The sequence below is a fragment of the Nocardioides sp. P4_G4 genome (genome assembly GCF_056401085.1).
The window spans coordinates 47,144-62,988 of record NZ_JBFUKA010000010.1 but is presented as its reverse complement, the minus strand read 5'-3'; the positions used below and the strand labels follow the sequence as shown (position 1 = coordinate 62,988).

The following is a 15,845-nucleotide window of genomic DNA, read 5'->3' as shown; positions in this document are numbered from 1 at the left end:
GCCGGCGCGTTCGCGCCGGTCGACCCGTCCGGGCGCGCTGGGACGGGGTTCCGCCCTCGGGCTCGGGATCGCGCTCACCTGGTTCAGCCTCCTGGTGCTCATCCCGTTGTCGGCCGTGGTGGTGGAGGCGACCGGGGGCGGGCTGGACACCTACGCGTCGGTCTTCACCAACTCGCAGACCTTCGACGCTCTCAAGCTCACCGTGCTCGCGTCCGCCACGATCACTGCGATCAACATCGTCATGGGAACGGTCATCGCCTACGTGCTGGTCCGGGACCGGTTCTGGGGTAAGGGCCTGCTCGACCTCCTCATCGACATCCCGTTCGCGATGCCGACGATCGTGGCCGGGCTGGTGCTGCTCGCCCTCTACGGCACGGGGGGCCCTCTCGGGCTGTCGGTCAACAACACCCCGACGGCTGTCTACCTGGCCATCGCCTTCGTCACCCTGCCTTTCGTGGTGCGGACGGTGCAGCCGGTCCTCGAGGAGCTCGAGACCGACGTGGAGGACGCTGCCGCCTCGCTCGGCGCGAGTCGCGCCACGACGTTCCGTCGGGTGATTCTGCCCTCGCTGACGCCGGCGATCTTCGCGGGCGCGGCGCTGTCCTTCGCCCGCGGCATCAGCGAATACGGCTCGATGGTCCTGCTCTCGGGGAACCTCGCGCACAATACCGAGGTCGCATCGTTCCGGGTCAAGTCCATGCTGGAGGGCGACAACCGCCCCCAGGCGGCGGCCCTGGCGACGGTGCTGCTGGTCGTGGCGCTGGTGGCCATCGTGGTCCTCGACATCACACAGCGTCGGCTGGCTCGCCGTGGCTAGCCCGAGCCGCGCCGTAGGGGGTCGCTCCCGGCTGCTGACCTGGACGCTGCGGATCGTGGTCGTGACCTACCTCGGACTGCTCGTGGCCTGGCCGACCGGGCTCGTTGTCGCGCGCACCTTCGGCGATGGGCTCGAGGGCATCCGTATCGCGCTCGAGGACCCCGACGTCATGCACGCACTGATCCTCTCCGTCCAGGTCGCGCTCATCTCGGTGCTCCTCAACCTGATCTTCGGCGTCGGCATGTCACTCCTGCTCGTGCGCTACAACTTCTGGGGCAAGCGGGCGCTGTCTGCGCTGATCGACCTGCCGCTGGCGGTCTCCCCGATCGTGGTCGGCCTGGCCCTGGTGCTGGTCTACAACGGTCGCTACGGCTGGTTCGGCCCCTTCCTGGAGGCCCACGGCTTCCAGGTCACCTTCGCAATGCCGGGCATCGTGATGGCCACGACCTTCGTTGCCCTGCCGCTGGTCATCCGCGAGGTGGTGCCGGTGCTCGAGGAGATCGGCACCGACCAGGAGCAGGCTGCCCGGAGCCTCGGCGCCAGCGGTGCCCAGACGTTCTGGCGCATCACCCTGCCCGGCATCCGCTGGGCCGTCGTCTACGGCGTCGTGCTGTCCCTGGCGCGCTCGCTCGGCGAGTTCGGTGCCGTGCAGGTCGTCGCCGGCAACGTCGGCGGGTCCACCCAGACTGCCCCCCTTCTCGTCCAGGCCAAGTATCAGGGCTTCGCCGAGCAGACGGCGTATTCCATGTCTTTCATGCTTGTCTTCGCTGCCGTCATCTGCCTGGGCGTGGTCGCCCTGATCCGTCCTAAGGAGAACCGCTCGTGAGTATCGAGGTCACAGGAGTCAGCAAGAAGTTCGGGGACTTCGTCGCCCTCGGCGACGTCACCGTTTCGCTGCCGACGGGACAGCTGACCGCCCTGCTCGGGCCGTCCGGGGGTGGCAAGAGCACCCTGCTGCGCATCATCGCCGGCCTCGACAGCGCCGACAGCGGCACCGTGTCGATCGAGGGCACCGACGCGACGAGGCTGCCGCCCCAGAAGCGCAACGTCGGCTTCGTCTTCCAGCACTACGCCGTCTTCAAGCACATGACGGTGGCCAAGAACGTCGCCTTCGGCCTCGAGATCCGCAAGCGGCCCAAGGCGGAGATCGCCGAGCGGGTCGACGAGCTGCTCAAGCTCGTCCACCTCTCGCAGTTCGCGCACCGGCTGCCCTCACAGCTCTCCGGCGGCCAGCGCCAGCGCATGGCGCTGGCCCGTGCCCTGGCGGTGGAGCCGAGCGTGCTGCTCCTCGACGAGCCGTTCGGTGCCCTCGACGCCAAGGTCCGCAAGGAGCTGCGCGAGTGGCTGCGGCGCCTGCACGACGAGGTAGCGGTCACCACGGTGTTCGTCACCCACGACCAGGAGGAGGCCCTCGAGGTCGCCGACGAGATCGTGGTCATCAACGAGGGTCGCGTCGAGCAGGTCGGCACGCCCGACCAGCTCTACGACGACCCGGCCAACGACTTCGTGATGTCCTTCCTCGGCGAGGTGACGCACCTGTCCGGGACCGTGGTCCGACCCCACGACATCGACGTGTCGACGTCGCCGCAGCTCGCGGGGGCCGTCGAGGGCACCGTCTCCCGGATGCTCCGGGTCGGCTTCGAGGTCCGGCTGCACGTGCTGACGGTGGACGGCGAGGACGTGTCGGTCGTGATGACCCGCACCCACGCCCGGTCGGTGGGCATCGATCAGGGGAGCACGGTGTGGCTGACCGTGACGGCCGGTGCGACCGTCGTGCCGTCCCTGCGACCGTCGATGGCCGTCTGAGATCGCCGCGACGACACCCGCGTCATCCATGCGGGTGATTCCCCGTGGTGGGGCCGGTGATCGGTGCCATCACGGGGGACGCGGCGGTATCGTGCGGTGGTGAAGGTCGTGGATCCGCTCGAGGAGCTGTGGGAGGGCATCGAGGCCTTCGACGAGGAGGCCGCGGACCGGGCGCTCGTGGGTCTGCTCTGGGACGTTCCCCTCCCCGAGGCGCTCACCGGGGTCGTGATCCCGTTCCTCACCCAGCTGGGCTCCCGGTGGGAGGACGGCTCCCTCTCGGTGGCCCACGAGCACTTCGCCAGCAACCTGCTGCGCCGCCGGCTCTCCGCGCTGGCCCACCAGCACGAGGCGCTGCCCGCGCCGGACGGCCTCCGGCGCCCCCGGGTGCTGCTGGCCTGCCCGCCGGGGGAGCGGCACGACCTGATGCTGCTCTGCTTCTCCCTCCTGCTCGGGGAGGCCGGCTGGCGCACGCTCTTCCTCGGGGCCGACACCCCCGTGACGGCGCTGGTCGGCGCCGCCCGCGCCGTCGACGCGGACGCCGTGGTGATCGCGGCGACCCGACCGACCGCGCTGACCGCCCACAGCACCTCGGTGGCCAAGCTCGCCCTCGACCACCCGGTCTTCATCGCCGGCCGGGGTGCAGACGAGGAGGTCGCCCGGGTGGTGGGTGCCCGGCTGCTGCCGAGCGACCTGGTGACGGCCCTGGACCACCTCAGCCCACGGGCGGCTGCCCAGCCGTAGGCCTGCGACCGCGCGAGGGGATACCGCCTTTGGACGATGGATCGGACACGGTGAACGGGTGTACATCTGAACCGTGCCCCACCTTCGCAGGACCGCCGCAGGGATCGTCGCCGGTCTGCTGCTCCTCCAACCCCTGGCCGCGTTCGCCGCCGTGCCGGGGAACTCGTGGGGGATGGACCTCGCCGGGGGCGTGGTGCCGGACGCGCAAGGCACCCAGCCGATGACCTTCACGGGCTCCGGCATCCTGGCGGCCAGCGGCAAGGTCGGTGGAGCGGTGGAGTTCACGGCGTCGCCGTCGCTCGGCACCGTGGCACACAGCCAGAACGACAACCCCGGGACGCAGAACTTCGCGGTGGGCGTGGTCTTCACCAGCCGCCCCATCCCGAGCCGGAGCTACAGCGGCAACCTCGTGCAGAAGGGCCTCTTCGGAGACGCCGGGCAGGTCAAGCTCCAGCTGGACACGTCGCACGGGGGGACGGTCGCCTGTCGGATCAAGGGCAGGTCGGGCGCCACGATGCTCGTCTCGAGCGTCACCATCGACGACGGGGCATGGCACACCGCGACCTGCTGGCGCGACGGGAGCGTCGTGGGCGTCACCGTCGACGGCGTCCAGAGGTCGGTGACGTGGAGCCCCGGGTCGATCGCCAACACCAAGAACCTGACGGTGGGGAACAAGAAGTCCACCGCCGGTGCCTCCGACCAGCTCTTCGGGCGTATCGACCTCGTCACCTGGGTGATCGACCCGGATGCCCGGGCGATCGTCGACGCGCAGGTGGCGAGCTCCGGCTGAGCGCTGCCTGACCTGCGGGTGAGACGTCGACCTCACTGAGTGACGACCAGTGCGTCTCCTGGTGGGTTCCCGAGCAGGCTCAGCCTTCGTCACGCGCTGCGAGCAGGTCGACCTTCTGCTGGCGAGTGCGCTGCAGGTCGACCAGCCGTGCGGCGACGGTTGCCGAAGCCTCGGCAGCCTTGGCCTTGGCCTCGGCGTCGGCGACCGGGTCCGACTCATCGCCCACCGTGGCGACCCGGGCGGCCTTCTTGTTGACCGAGCGGTCGTCCTCGATGGCCTTCATGACCTGTTCCTCGGTCTCGGCGAGGGAGACGGCAAGGGCCTTGGTGCTCAGGGTGCGGGCGAGCTCGCGCCGCTGGACCATCGGATCCCAACGGACCGAGGGCCACTGGGGGTCCATGTCGACCAGGGTCTGGGTCAGGATCTCGGTGATGGCCAGACGGCTGTACCACTTGTGGTCTGCCGGGACGACGTACCACGGTGCGGCGTCGGTGGAGGTGCGGCGGAACACCTCTGCGTATGCCTTCTGGTAGTCCTCCCACTGGCGCCGGGTCGGCAGGTCGTTGGAGCTGTACTTCCAGTGCTTGTCGGGGCGGTCCAGGCGCTTCATGAGTCGAACGCCCTGCTCGTCGTGGCTGACCATCAACCCGAACTTCAAGACGGTCGTGCCCGCCGCGACGAGGTCGCTCTCGAACCGGTTGATCTCGTCGAACCGTGCCTCCCAGGTCGCGCGCGGCACCAGCGCGTCGACGGATGCGACGAGCACGTCCTCGTAGTGCGAGCGGTCGAAGACCCCGATGAGACCGGGTCCGGGCAGCTCCTTGCGAATCCGCCACAGGAAGTGGTGCTTCTGCTCCTCCTCGGTCGGCGCCCCGAACGACCGCAGGGCAACGCCCTGGGGGTCGACCTTGCTCATGACGTGCCGGGCGACGCCTCCCTTCCCGGCGGTGTCGAGACCCTGCACGATGATCAGGAGCGATCGGTCCGCCCCCGCCGAGCCCTCGGCGAACAGGCGCTCCTGCAGCTCGCTCAGCAGCTTGCCGCGCTGCGTGCAGAAGGACTCGGCCGACTTCTTGTCCTCGGTCCAACCGGGAGTCGCTCCCCGGTCCATCGCGTCCAGGTCGAAGTCGGGACCGGAGCGGAGGGCATCGCGTGGATCCTCGCGCCATGCGCCGACGTCACGTTTCTTGGCCATGGTTCAGCTCCCGGTTGTTCCTGGTTGAGGCCTGCCGTCGGGGTCGAACAACAGGTCGTACAGCCGCGGTGCCCACCGGAGCTGCTGGTCGGTCAGCTCCGGCGGAGCCAGCCGGCGCAGTCGACCCGGCGGGCGGGCGGCGTGCACCGATCCGCGCTTCGTCAACGCCTCTGCCATGGTTGCCACTCGCTGGCGGCGTCGTCGGTGACCCGGGACGTGGGGGGCCACCGATCGGGGGACAGGGGCGATGCGGTGCGGCCGCCGACCGGTCAGCACCCCACGGATACCGCTCTTCTTGTCGGGGGCGCCGCCGGCATACCACTCGTCGAGGGCATTCGCGCAGGCGACCATTGCGTCGAACAGCTCGTGCGGGTCCTCGGGCACGTCGGCAGCGTCGCACCCCAGGTGCTCGGCGACCAGGGTTCGCAGCAGTACTCGCGGGAAGGAGTCCTCGGGCGCGGGCGAATCCATCTCCCCGCGCTCGTCGAGCACGGTGCAGGCGATCTCACTGTCGCTGGTCCATGAGCGCCGGTTGAGGTTGTCGGATCCCACGCTGGCCCAGCGGTGGTCGATGACGCAGGTCTTGGAATGTACGTAGATGGGTATGCCGGCCTCGTTGCACAGGCCGAACACCGCGACCCGGTCGCCGCCTGCCTCGATGATCGTGCGCATCGCCCGGGACCGCCCGTAGAGCTGCGGCAGCTCGGCCAGCGCGCCTTCGCGGTCGGGCACCATCGGCAGCACCACCACCAGGCGGAGCTCGGGGTTGCGCCGCAGCGCCGTGGCGAAGTGCTCGCCGACGTCGTCGGACCACAGGTACTGGTCCTCGACGTAGACCAGCCGATCGGCGTGGGCGATCGCCTTGGTGTTGCCCAGCATCACCGAGCGCTCACCGACGGGCGCGAAGTCGAAGCCCTTGGGCGCGATGACCGGGAAGGTCCGGACGATCTGGACGACGTCGTGGCCATCGGGCCGCGGCGGCGGCGGCGGTGTCTGGGCAGCGAGCGGGTCGGGGGAGAGGTCCTCGCGGTGCACCCAGCTCGACACCAGACGCACCGGGTTGACGGTGAGCGGGGTGCTGTCCTCCCAGCGTTCGTGGAACGTCGTCTCCACGTCGTGCACACCGGGGCCCTGGATCGCCACCTGGACGTCGTGCCACGGCGGGGTGGGGCCGTATGCCTTGGCGAGCTCCACCGGTTGGGGGTCGCCGTGGTGGGCGTGGTCGTCGCGCCGGCCATGGCACAGGTCGATGCCACCGAGGTAGGCGATGTCGCGGGTGGGGTCCTCGGCGTACCGGATGACCACGAACTTCTGGTGGTGGGCACCCCGGGTCCGCACCCGCATGTCTCGCAGGCACTGCCCGCCGGCCTCACCGATCTCGTCGCCGAGATAGCGGTGCCGGTGGGCACTGAAGCCGAAGCGATGCCAGTGGGAACGCCACAGCAGACCACGTACGTCGACGCCGCGGTGGCATGCCGCGACCAACGTGGCGTCGAGGGTCGACGCAGGGTCGTCGGTGAGCAGCTGGTCCGGGTCGCCTTGCCAGTCGGCGAAGTAGAGACGGTCCCCGGCGCCGAGGCCGGTGATGCGCTCGTGGAGCTCCTCGAAGTAGGCCCGACCGTGGACGATGGCGCGCACCGTGTTGCCGCAGCTCCAAGCCGTGCCATCGCCGCGCACGTCGTCGATTCGGGTGTGCGGGTTCTCGCGCTCCCGGCTGGTCAGGAGCCATGCGCGCACATCCACGGCAGTCATCTTGTCGGCCGTGTCAAGAACGTGACGTGCCGGTGGCCTCCCGGCACCGGACTCCGGCAGTGCAAGGATGCCGCCATGGACACCCTCGTCGTCTCCCGCTGGCGCCGGCTCACGCGTGCGGTCGTCTACGCCGTTGTCGTCGCGGTCCCTCTGGGGGTGCTGGCGTTCCTCATCCGCACCAAGTACGGGCCGCTGGTGGACCTCGACCAGGACATCATCGTCGCCGCCACCGACTACACGCGCGGCCACCCACGGTTCGGGTCCGTCGTCGAGACCTGGGAGACGGTCAGCCAGCCGTGGGTGATGTACGTGTTCGTGGGTCTGCCGGTGAGCCTCTACGTCTGGTTCGGCAAGCACCTGAGGACGCGGGCCTGGTGGGCGCTGGCGACGATGACTGCCGGCTGGGCTGTGGCGGTCGTGCTCAAGCTCTTCGTACGCCGTGCGCGTCCCGAGATCGACCACCCGATCGCCCCGCACGCCGGATTCTCGTTTCCCTCCGGTCACGCCACCAACAACGCGATCGTCGTCACCGTGGTCGTCCTGCTGGTCTGGCATCTCGTCGGTACCCGCCTACGAGGGCTGCTGATCGGCCTCGGTGCGGCCTGGGTGATCGTGACCTGTGCCGACAGGCTCTATGCGGGTGCCCACTTCCTGTCCGACGTCACGGCCGGCGTGCTGCTCGGCTGCGGGCTGACGCTCGCGTCCTACGCGGGCTACATGGGCTGGACTCCACCCGACCCCACCGACAGCACGACGAAAGGTTCACACTGATGGCGTTCCTCACCCGCTGGCAGGACGACACGTCCCGACCCACCGCCAAGCAGGCCGGCCGTGACCTGGCGGTCCGCGCCCTGGCCCCCATGGTCGTGTGGTGGCTGGTCGTGCTCTCCCTGGGCTGGCTGCTCACAGAAGGCCCGCTCAAGGACCTGGGCTCCTCCGAGGAGAGCGTCAACAAGAGCCTGGAGTCGTCACGTACGGCGTTCTGGGACGCTGTCACGCTCTTCTTCTCGTGGACCGGCGCGACGGTCAGCATCGTCGGCGTGTGCCTGGTCGTGGTCGCGCTGGTCTGGTGGCGGACCAAGCAGTGGTGGTACGCGGTCGTACCCCTCATCGCGATCAGCCTCCAGGCGCTGGTCTTCTTCTTCACCACGCTCCTCATCGACCGCGAGCGGCCCCATGTCGAGAAGCTGGACGACTCCCCGCCGACCTCGAGCTTCCCGAGCGGGCACACCGGTGCCGCGACCGGGTTGTACTTCACGTTGGCGCTGATGGCGCTGCGGATCCCGAACCCGGTGCTTCGCAGGGTGGTCGTCGGCGTGTGTCTGGCGATCCCGTTCCTCGTCGGCACGGCGCGGCTCTATCGCGGCATGCACCATGTCAGCGACGTGATCGTGGCCATGGTCAACGGCGTGGTCGCGGTCGGACTCGCGTGGTGCTGGTTGCGCCGCGGCGCCGGTACCGATGCCGGTACCGACACCGAGGCGGATGCCGTGGGTCAGACGCGCGCGTAGCGGGCGCGCGCGAAGGAGTACACGCCGTAGGCCGCCAGGCCGAGCGCGATGCCGAGCAGGATGACCATGCCGGCCGGAAGGTCCTGCATCGATCGGAGCGCGCCGTCCATGCCGGTGACCTCCCCCGCCTGCTGCTTGATCGCAGCCGTGATGAAGAGGACGCCCACGGCCGCAAGCGCGATGCCCTTGCCGATGTAGCCGACCTTGGCGACGACGACCACGGCCCTGCCCGGGTGCTCCTGCAGGTCCCCGAGGAACTTCTCCTGCCAGCCCTTGTACACGTGGTAGCCGGCGATGCCGATGATGGCGACCCCGACCAGACCGACGAGGAACCGCCCTGCCGGCGCCTCCATCAGGGTGACCGTGAAGTCCTTGGTCTGCTTGTTGCTCGACGTGTGACCGCCGGAGGCGAAGACGCCAGAGGTCCAGGCGAGCGCGGCGTACAGGACGAGCTTGCCGCCGGCCTTCGCCTTGTCGAACGCCTTGTGCCGGGTGATGAGCTCGGTCAGCTGCCACACGGCGAGCAGGGCGAACCCGACCGCGATCACCCAGAGCAGGACCTGCCCGAACGGTTCCTGCGCGAGTGTCGCCAGCGCCCCGGACTGGCTCGCCTGCCTGCTGGCCCCGCCCACAGCGATGTCTGCGGTCAGGTAGGCCAGCAGCAGGTGCAGGACGCCGCTTGCGCCGTAGCCGACGCGTGCTCCCCACTCGACCACGGGATGGTCACCGGTCTTCTCTGCTGCCTTGTTCGCGGACCCGCCCACGTCGCCGGCTCGATCGCTGATGCTGTTCATGATTTCTCCCTCGCCCACCGGTCTTCACCGGACCACCGCCGCGAAGCATCGCAGGCGCCGTGACAGGGTACGCGCGTGAATGCCACAGGTTCTTCAATCACCGTCATCGTCAACCCGATGAAGGTCGCGCTCGCTGAAGTCCGAACGGTTCTCGAGGACGCCGCCACCGCGGCCGGCATCGGGGCGCTGACACTGGTCGAGACGACCGAGGAGGACCCCGGCTTCGGTCAGGCCCGGCAGGCCGTGCGCGACGGCGCCGGCATGGTGTGCGTCCTCGGGGGCGACGGCACGGTGCGGGCGGTGGCGCAGGAGCTCGTGGGCACCGGCGTCGCGTTGGGTCTGCTCCCGGGCGGTACCGGGAACCTGTTGGCCCGCAACCTCGGGCTCCCGGTCGACTCCCTGGACACCGCGGCCGCCGCGGCGTTCTCCGGCCAGGACCGCACGATCGATGTCGGATGGATGGTCGTCGACCCCGACCAGAGCCAACGCAGTGGCGACCTGCGCACCGGCGCCGACAACGTCCACTGCTTCACCGTCATGGCCGGAGTCGGCTTCGACGCCCAGACCATGGATGACGCCCCCGAGGGCGTGAAGGACAAGGTCGGCTGGGCGGCCTACGTCACCAGCGGTGGCAAGCACCTGGGCGACGACCCGTTCGAGCTCGACCTGGTCGTGGACGGGCGCGCGGCCGATCCCTGCACGGCCCGCACGGTCGTGGTCGGCAACTGCGGCGAGCTCACCGGAGGCATGGTGCTGCTGCCCGATGCCGAGGTCGATGACGCCCAGCTGGACGTGGCCATCGTCAGCCCCGAGAGCCTGACCCAGTGGATCGGGGTAGCCGCCCGAGTGCTGACCAACCGCGGCGACGGGCCCTCGCTCCAGCGACACCGGGGCCGTGACCTCACCGTGCGGGTCGACCCGCCACAGCTGTGCGAGGTCGACGGCGACGTCCTGACCGCGGTGGGCCGGCTGCGCTTCGTGGTACAGCCAGCGTCCCTCGTGGTCCGCGTCGGACCGGACAGCGCCTGAGGACGGACTCTGGGAGGGCCCTGGCTCGCTTCTGGGCGTGGATCAGCGGTAGTTGGTGAACTGGACCGCGAAGTCGTAGTCCTGCGCCTTCACCAGCGCCTGCACGGCCTGGAGGTCGTCCCGCTTCTTCGACGACACCCGCAGCTCGTCGCCCTGGACCTGCGCCTTGACGCCCTTGGGCCCCTCGTCGCGGATCAGCTTGCCGATCTTCTTGGCGTCCTCGGAGGTGATCCCCTCCTTGAGCGCGATGGAGATCTTGGACTGCTGGCCGGACGCGCGCGGCTCCGACGCGTCGAGGATCTTCAGGCTCTGGTTGCGCTTGATCAGCTTGTCCTTGAAGACGTCGAGCACCGCGGTCGCGCGGTCGTCGGCCGACGCCGTGATCTCGATCGCCTGCTCTCCCTGCCACTCGATGGTGGCGCCCGTGCCCTTGAAGTCGAAGCGGGTCGCGATCTCCCGCGCCGCCTGTCCCAGCGCGTTGTCGACCTCCTGACGGTCCAGCTTGCTCACGATGTCGAAGCTCGAGTCGGCCATGGGTCCCTCCGGTTTCTCCTGTAGGTGCGACAGACGCTATCCTCTCGTGCTGTTGATCCCCACAGGGGTGACGCACTGGCAGATTGCCCGAGCGGCCAATGGGAACGGACTGTAAATCCGTCGGCTTATGCCTTCGAAGGTTCGAATCCTTCATCTGCCACACACGAACGGCCGGACCCGCAGGGTCCGGCCGTTCTGCGTTGCGTGCCGCGTCAGGGACGCGGGTCAGAGGGTGCAGGTGTTGAGCAGGTCGCCGTCGGCGGGTCGCGGCCGGAAGCCGTCGGCAGGCGGTGCCACCCCGTCCTCCACCCAGGCGGTCAGGAGGTCGAACGCGTCCCGGGCGCAGGGGAGCAGCGGCCGCAGCCGGTCGGGATAGGCGGTGTAGAGGCCGTCGGTGTGCGTGCCGTCCTCGACCAGGTAGTAGCGGTGCAGCCGGCCGCTGCCGGCCCGGTCGACCAGCGCGTCGTACACGTCGGAGTCCACGGCCGGGGGGAGCAGCGTGTCCAGGGAGCCGTGCACGGTGATCATCGGCCGCCGGATGCGGCCGGTGAGCGAGATCGACCGCATGGCGTCCTTCACCGACTGCGGACGCGACGCGTAGTCGTAGTCCGCGTCGCACGACGGCGTCCCGCTGGCGCAGAACGGCACCCCGGCGTCCAGCGCGCCGTCCCACGTGGGGTCGAGCTCCTCGCGGTAGATCCGCTGGGTCAGGTCCCAGTAGTAGGAGTGGTGGAACGCCCAGAGGAACTCCGACCCGGGCGCGAAGCCGGCGCCGATGATCGCGTCGTGGGCGGCCTGGTCCCCGGTCGCGGCGTACGCCGGGTAGTTCTTGAGTGCCGTCGGGAGGAAGGTGAACAGGTTCGGGCCCTCGGCGCGGAAGAGGGTGCCCTCCCAGTCGAGGCCGCCGTCGAAGAGCTGCGGGTTGTTCTCCAGCTGCCAGCGCGTCAGGTAGCCGCCGTTGGAGATGCCGGCCATGTAGGTGCGCTCGGGCTGGGTGCCGTACGCCTGGCGCACCACGCGCTTCGTGGCACGGGTGAGCTGGGTGACCCGCTGGTGCCACTCGCGGATCGAGCCGCCGGGGGTCGAGCCGTCGCGGTAGAAGGCCGCCCCGGTGTTGCCCTTGTCGGTCGAGGCGAAGGCGTAGCCCTTGCTCAGCACCCAGTCACTGATGATGAAGTCGTTGGCGTACTGGGCGCGCACGCCGGGAGCGCCGGTGACGACGATCCCGCCGTTCCACTCCTCCGGGAGACGGATGACGAACTGGGAGTCGTGGTTCCAGCCGTGGTTGGTGTTGCTGGTCGAGGTGTCGGGGAAGTAGCCGTCCACCTGGATGCCCGGCACGCCGCTGGGGTTGACGGTGCCGGCGGCGTGCAGGCCGTTCCAGTCGGCCTGGTTGGTGTGGCCGGAGGCGACCGTGCCGGCCGTCGTGAGGTCGTCGAGGCAGGCCGACACCTGCAGCTCGGCGCCCTTGACGGTCAGGGCGTCGTGGTCCGCGCACCAGCCCGGTCCGGTGGGGTCGGGGTGAGGTGGACGATCGGCCGTGCCGGCGTGGGCGGCGGTGCCGGCCACGCCGCCGGCCAGCGTGCCTCCGACGAGCACGACGAGGGCGGTGGCCCGGGCGAGGAGATGCGGAAGAGGAGTCATGTTCTCCACCCTGTGACCGACGTCACGTGGCGACAATGTGGCCTCCTCACACATCGGACCGCCTCGCGTGTGGCCCGGGCACGCGGGGCAGACTGGCGCCCGTGAGCAGCCTCCAGATCCACGACATCGGCCGCCGCCGGGCGTGGTCCATCTGGCTGGTCGCGCTGTCGGTCTACGTGCTCGCGGTGCTCCACCGCAGCTCGCTGGGCGTGGCCGGCCTGTTGGCCGCCGAGCGCTTCCACGTCAACGCCACGAGCCTGGCGACCTTCACCGTCCTCCAGCTCGTCGTGTACGCCGCGATGCAGGTGCCGGTGGGCGTCATGCTCGACCGTTACGGCTCGCGGGCGATGCTCCTCGTGGGGCTGGCGATGATGACCGTCGGCCAGCTGGTCTTCGCCTTCACCACCTCCTTCGGAGGCGCGGTCCTGGCGCGGGCCGTGCTCGGGGCCGGGGACGCGATGATCTTCGTCAGCGTGATCCGGCTGGTCACCGTGTGGTTCCTCGTGCGGCAGGCCCCGATGATCACCCAGCTCACCGGGCTCGTCGGCCAGATGGGGGCGATCGTCGCCGCCGCGCCGCTGGCCTTCCTGCTGGACCGGCTGGGCTGGACGGGCGCCTTCGGGCTCGTCTCGAGCCTGGGGATCGTGCTGCTCGTCGCCGTGGCCATGCTCGTCAAGGACTCGCCGTACCGGCGTGACGAGGTCGTCCAGGTCAAGCTCCGGGCCCTGGCACAGTCGGTGCGCATCCTCTGGGGCAACCCCGGGACCCGCCTGGGCATGTGGTCGCACTTCACCTCGCAGTTCGGCGCCACGGTCTTCACCCTGCTGTGGGGCTACCCGTTCCTGGTGCAGGGACTCGGCTGGTCCGAGGCCGCCGCGAGCACGCTGCTGATGGGCATGACGGCGTGGGCGGTGGTGAGCGGCCTGGCGCTGGCCCGCCTGGTCGGCCGGCTGCCGTACTGGCGGTCGTGGATCGTCATCGGGGTCGTCGCGGGGATGGTGATCCCCTGGACGGCGGTGCTGCTCTGGCCCGGTGTCGCGCCCAGCTGGGTCGTGGTCGTCATGGCGTGCGCGACCGCGACCGGCGGTCCTGCCGCGATGGTCGGCTTCGACCTCGCCCGCACCTTCACCCCCGTGCAGGCCATCGGCCGCGCCAACGGTCTGGTCAACGTCGGGGGTTTCACCGCCTCGCTGCTGACGATGGCCCTGATCGGTGTCGTGCTCGACGTCGCCGAACCCGGCGGCATGGACGCCTACACGCTCGACGACTACCGCCTCGCGCTGTCGGTGCAGTACCTCTTCTGGGGGTTCGGGGTCGTGCAGATCCTCCGCTACCGGCGCCGGGGGCTGGCCCACCTCGCGCGCGTGCACCCGGGAGCCACCGAGCAGATGAAGGCCGGGCGCCCGTTCGTGCACCCCGGCATCGGGACCGAGGGCGTCTGACTTTTGCGTGGGAACCAGACCAATCCGGTGGTGCAAGTCACTCCGAAGTAGGCGTAACCGTCGAGCGACGGTGTCCGCCGAAGAAGGGTTCCACCATGCGTCTTCCCTCCATGCGTCTTCCCTCCATGCGCCGTCCCTCGCCGTCGATGGCCGTCTCCGTCCTGGCCCTCGTGGTCGCCTCCACCGGCACGTCGTACGCCGCCGGGCTGATCGGCTCCGACGGCATCAGGAACGACTCGGTCAAGTCGGTCGACGTGAAGGACAACAACCTCAAGGGCCGCGACGTCAAGAACGGCTCGCTGGGCTCCATGGACATCCGGGACAAGTCGCTGAAGTCGCGTGACTTCGCGGACGGCCAGCTCCCCGCCGGGGCGCAGGGTCCCGCCGGCGTCGGCCGCTGGGCGCTCGTGGACGCGGCCGGCGCCATCGTGGCCCAGTCCGGAGGGTTCACCGTGACTGCGGCCTACCCGACGCTCGCCCCGATGGGTGCCGACGTGAACGGCCTGCGCGCCAACGGCAACGTCTACATCAACGCCGGCGAGGACCTCGGCAACAACGGCGTCCTGGCCGTCGTCGCGCTCCAGAACACCGTCGACCAGAACGGCGACACCGTCACCAACGGCCGCGCCACCGGCGCCGACGCCAACCCGGAGTTCTCCGGCGAGATCTCGGCCGCCATGTGCCAGCCCGGCGTGGTCAACTGCGCGCCCCCCGGCACCGGCAACACCAGCCACCTCGTGGTGAGCCCGCGCCTCAGCGACGGCAGCGTGACCACCTCCGACAACCGCAAGCGCTTCTACGTCGTGGTGACCGGCGACTCGAGCGACCGCCCCTGAGACCCACGGGTGGCGGGGCGTGGGCGGGGGCCTACGCCCCGTCGCCCGTGTTGAACGGCGACGCCTTCCCGGAGGCCATCTCCACGGCCTCCGCGAGGTCGAGCGACTCCAGCGCGTCACGGATGTCGAGTCCGAGGCCGGTGACCTCCGGACCCGCCACGAGGGGCACGATCGTGTGCACCAGGCGGTCGTCGTACGCGTGGACCATGGTGAAGGACTGCCCGCCGTCGACCCCGGACACGAAGCGGCCCACCGGGGCCGGGTCGGAGGTGTAGCAGGACGCCGATGCCACCGAGACGGGGACGCCGGCGAAGGTCGACCACGTCGAGAAGTGCAGGTGCCCGGCCAGGATGCCCCGCACGTCGGTGCCCTCGACGACGGCCGCCAGGCGGTCCTGCTCGTGCAGCTCGATGAGCTCGGCCGCGCGCAGCATCGGCAGCGGGACCGGCGGGTGGTGCATGGCGAGCAGGGTGCCGTGGGGGGCAGGCGTCGCGAGCACGTCGGCCAGCCATGCCAGCTGCGCGTCGGTCAGGTCGCCGTGGTGGTAGCCGGGGACGCTGGTGTCCAGCGCCACGATCCGCAGCCCGTCCACGTCGTGCACCCGGTCCTGGGGGCCGTCGTCGTCGGAGCCGAACAACCCCCGGGCGTACGGCGTCCGCTCGTCGTGGTTGCCCATCGTCCAGACCACGACGGCGCCCATGGCCGCGGCGGCCGGCTCGACGAGGGCCCGCAGGCGCTCGTAGGCCGCAGGCTCTGCCTTGTCCGCGAGGTCGCCGGTGAGGACGAGTGCCTGCGGCGCGGGGTCGACGGCGGCGAGCCGCTCCAGGGCCCGCGCGAGCCCGGCCTCCGTGTCGACGGCGCCGAACTGCAGCCGTCCCTGCGCCAGCAGGTGCGGGTCGGACAGGTGCGCGACGGTGTGGCGGGGCGGTGGGTGCTGGCCGAGCTGCTTCACGC

16 protein-coding genes and 1 tRNA gene are annotated in these 15,845 nt (G+C 70.2%); 11 read left to right on the top strand and 6 right to left on the bottom strand.

Annotated elements, in window-relative coordinates; all coding sequences use genetic code 11:
* The 5 genes from cysT to AC1DQF_RS04155 all read left to right on the top strand — a co-directional run.
* Positions 1-817: sulfate ABC transporter permease subunit CysT (gene cysT / locus AC1DQF_RS04175; RefSeq protein ID WP_477523945.1), on the top strand; the 817-nt coding region annotated here is incomplete at its 5' end.
* Positions 810-1,643, top strand: a complete 834-nt coding sequence (locus tag AC1DQF_RS04170; RefSeq protein WP_477523944.1) for a sulfate ABC transporter permease — start codon at positions 810-812, stop codon at positions 1,641-1,643. The genes cysT and AC1DQF_RS04170, both read left to right, overlap by 8 nt.
* On the top strand, positions 1,640-2,623 hold the full coding sequence (locus AC1DQF_RS04165; protein ID WP_477523943.1) for a sulfate/molybdate ABC transporter ATP-binding protein: 984 nt from the start codon (positions 1,640-1,642) through the stop codon (positions 2,621-2,623). The genes AC1DQF_RS04170 and AC1DQF_RS04165 overlap by 4 nt, the downstream gene beginning before the upstream one ends.
* Before the next feature lie 99 nt (positions 2,624-2,722).
* Positions 2,723-3,364 (top strand): cobalamin B12-binding domain-containing protein, encoded by a 642-nt coding sequence (locus AC1DQF_RS04160; protein ID WP_477523942.1) that lies wholly within the window; start codon positions 2,723-2,725, stop codon positions 3,362-3,364.
* A gap of 73 nt (positions 3,365-3,437) precedes the next feature.
* Positions 3,438-4,154: a LamG domain-containing protein gene (locus AC1DQF_RS04155; protein ID WP_477523941.1), complete on the top strand. Its 717-nt coding sequence runs from the start codon at positions 3,438-3,440 to the stop codon at positions 4,152-4,154.
* Between the two features lie 79 nt (positions 4,155-4,233).
* Here AC1DQF_RS04155 and AC1DQF_RS04150 read toward each other — a convergent pair whose 3' ends face one another.
* On the bottom strand, positions 4,234-5,349 hold the full coding sequence (locus AC1DQF_RS04150; protein WP_477523940.1) for a PPK2 family polyphosphate kinase: 1,116 nt from the start codon (positions 5,347-5,349) through the stop codon (positions 4,234-4,236).
* A 3-nt stretch (positions 5,350-5,352) separates the two neighbouring features.
* Positions 5,353-7,101 carry a phospholipase D family protein gene (locus tag AC1DQF_RS04145; RefSeq protein ID WP_477523939.1) on the bottom strand — a complete coding sequence of 583 codons (1,749 nt, stop codon included), beginning with the start codon at positions 7,099-7,101 and terminating at the stop codon, positions 5,353-5,355.
* Between the two features lie 75 nt (positions 7,102-7,176).
* Between AC1DQF_RS04145 and AC1DQF_RS04140 the strand changes: the two genes are divergently transcribed.
* Together AC1DQF_RS04140 and AC1DQF_RS04135 are read left to right on the top strand one after the other, a co-directional pair.
* Complete coding sequence (locus AC1DQF_RS04140) at positions 7,177-7,872, top strand: phosphatase PAP2 family protein (RefSeq protein ID WP_477523938.1); 696 nt, start codon at positions 7,177-7,179, stop codon at positions 7,870-7,872.
* Positions 7,872-8,612, top strand: coding sequence for a phosphatase PAP2 family protein (locus tag AC1DQF_RS04135; protein WP_477523937.1), 741 nt, complete (start codon positions 7,872-7,874; stop codon positions 8,610-8,612). Before AC1DQF_RS04140 ends, AC1DQF_RS04135 begins: the two co-directional genes overlap by 1 nt.
* On the opposite strand, the gene AC1DQF_RS04130 is transcribed toward AC1DQF_RS04135, so the two are convergent.
* Positions 8,597-9,406, bottom strand: a complete 810-nt coding sequence (locus AC1DQF_RS04130) for a DUF1206 domain-containing protein (RefSeq protein WP_477523936.1) — start codon at positions 9,404-9,406, stop codon at positions 8,597-8,599. The genes AC1DQF_RS04135 and AC1DQF_RS04130 overlap by 16 nt on opposite strands.
* Before the next feature lie 75 nt (positions 9,407-9,481).
* Between AC1DQF_RS04130 and AC1DQF_RS04125 the strand changes: the two genes are divergently transcribed.
* The gene (locus AC1DQF_RS04125; RefSeq protein ID WP_477523935.1) at positions 9,482-10,435 is read left to right on the top strand and encodes a diacylglycerol/lipid kinase family protein; all 954 of its coding nucleotides are present in this window, start codon (positions 9,482-9,484) and stop codon (positions 10,433-10,435) included.
* A gap of 42 nt (positions 10,436-10,477) precedes the next feature.
* Here AC1DQF_RS04125 and AC1DQF_RS04120 read toward each other — a convergent pair whose 3' ends face one another.
* The gene (locus AC1DQF_RS04120) at positions 10,478-10,969 is read right to left on the bottom strand and encodes a YajQ family cyclic di-GMP-binding protein (RefSeq protein ID WP_056887594.1); all 492 of its coding nucleotides are present in this window, start codon (positions 10,967-10,969) and stop codon (positions 10,478-10,480) included.
* Positions 10,970-11,046: 77 nt separating this feature from the next.
* Between AC1DQF_RS04120 and AC1DQF_RS04115 the strand changes: the two genes are divergently transcribed.
* A tRNA-Tyr gene (locus AC1DQF_RS04115) sits at positions 11,047-11,129 on the top strand.
* Positions 11,130-11,194: 65 nt separating this feature from the next.
* On the opposite strand, the gene AC1DQF_RS04110 is transcribed toward AC1DQF_RS04115, so the two are convergent.
* On the bottom strand, positions 11,195-12,613 hold the full coding sequence (locus AC1DQF_RS04110) for a tannase/feruloyl esterase family alpha/beta hydrolase (RefSeq protein ID WP_477523934.1): 1,419 nt from the start codon (positions 12,611-12,613) through the stop codon (positions 11,195-11,197).
* A 101-nt stretch (positions 12,614-12,714) separates the two neighbouring features.
* Here AC1DQF_RS04110 and AC1DQF_RS04105 point away from each other — a divergent pair, with 101 nt between their 5' ends.
* Together AC1DQF_RS04105 and AC1DQF_RS04100 are read left to right on the top strand one after the other, a co-directional pair.
* A complete protein-coding gene (locus tag AC1DQF_RS04105; RefSeq protein ID WP_477523933.1) occupies positions 12,715-14,055 on the top strand; it encodes an MFS transporter in 1,341 nt (446 codons plus the stop codon).
* Between the two features lie 95 nt (positions 14,056-14,150).
* Positions 14,151-14,891, top strand: a complete 741-nt coding sequence (locus AC1DQF_RS04100; RefSeq protein ID WP_477523932.1) for a hypothetical protein — start codon at positions 14,151-14,153, stop codon at positions 14,889-14,891.
* A 31-nt stretch (positions 14,892-14,922) separates the two neighbouring features.
* Here the strand turns inward: AC1DQF_RS04100 and AC1DQF_RS04095 are convergent, their stop codons facing one another.
* On the bottom strand, positions 14,923-15,843 hold the full coding sequence (locus AC1DQF_RS04095) for a metallophosphoesterase (RefSeq protein ID WP_477523931.1): 921 nt from the start codon (positions 15,841-15,843) through the stop codon (positions 14,923-14,925).
* Positions 15,844-15,845 lie beyond the last annotated feature (2 nt).

Bases quoted from the DNA above. Each gene is read 5' to 3' on its own strand.
- AC1DQF_RS04130 (WP_477523936.1), bottom strand. From the start codon at position 9,406: ATGAACAGCATCAGCGATCGAGCCGGCGACGTGGGCGGGTCCGCGAAC.
- AC1DQF_RS04145 (WP_477523939.1), bottom strand. From the start codon at position 7,101: ATGACTGCCGTGGATGTGCGCGCATGGCTCCTGACCAGCCGGGAGCGC.
- AC1DQF_RS04110 (WP_477523934.1), bottom strand. From the start codon at position 12,613: ATGACTCCTCTTCCGCATCTCCTCGCCCGGGCCACCGCCCTCGTCGTG.
- AC1DQF_RS04150 (WP_477523940.1), bottom strand. From the start codon at position 5,349: ATGGCCAAGAAACGTGACGTCGGCGCATGGCGCGAGGATCCACGCGAT.
- AC1DQF_RS04100 (WP_477523932.1), top strand. From the start codon at position 14,151: ATGCGTCTTCCCTCCATGCGTCTTCCCTCCATGCGCCGTCCCTCGCCG.
- AC1DQF_RS04135 (WP_477523937.1), top strand. From the start codon at position 7,872: ATGGCGTTCCTCACCCGCTGGCAGGACGACACGTCCCGACCCACCGCC.
- AC1DQF_RS04140 (WP_477523938.1), top strand. From the start codon at position 7,177: ATGGACACCCTCGTCGTCTCCCGCTGGCGCCGGCTCACGCGTGCGGTC.
- AC1DQF_RS04120 (WP_056887594.1), bottom strand. From the start codon at position 10,969: ATGGCCGACTCGAGCTTCGACATCGTGAGCAAGCTGGACCGTCAGGAG.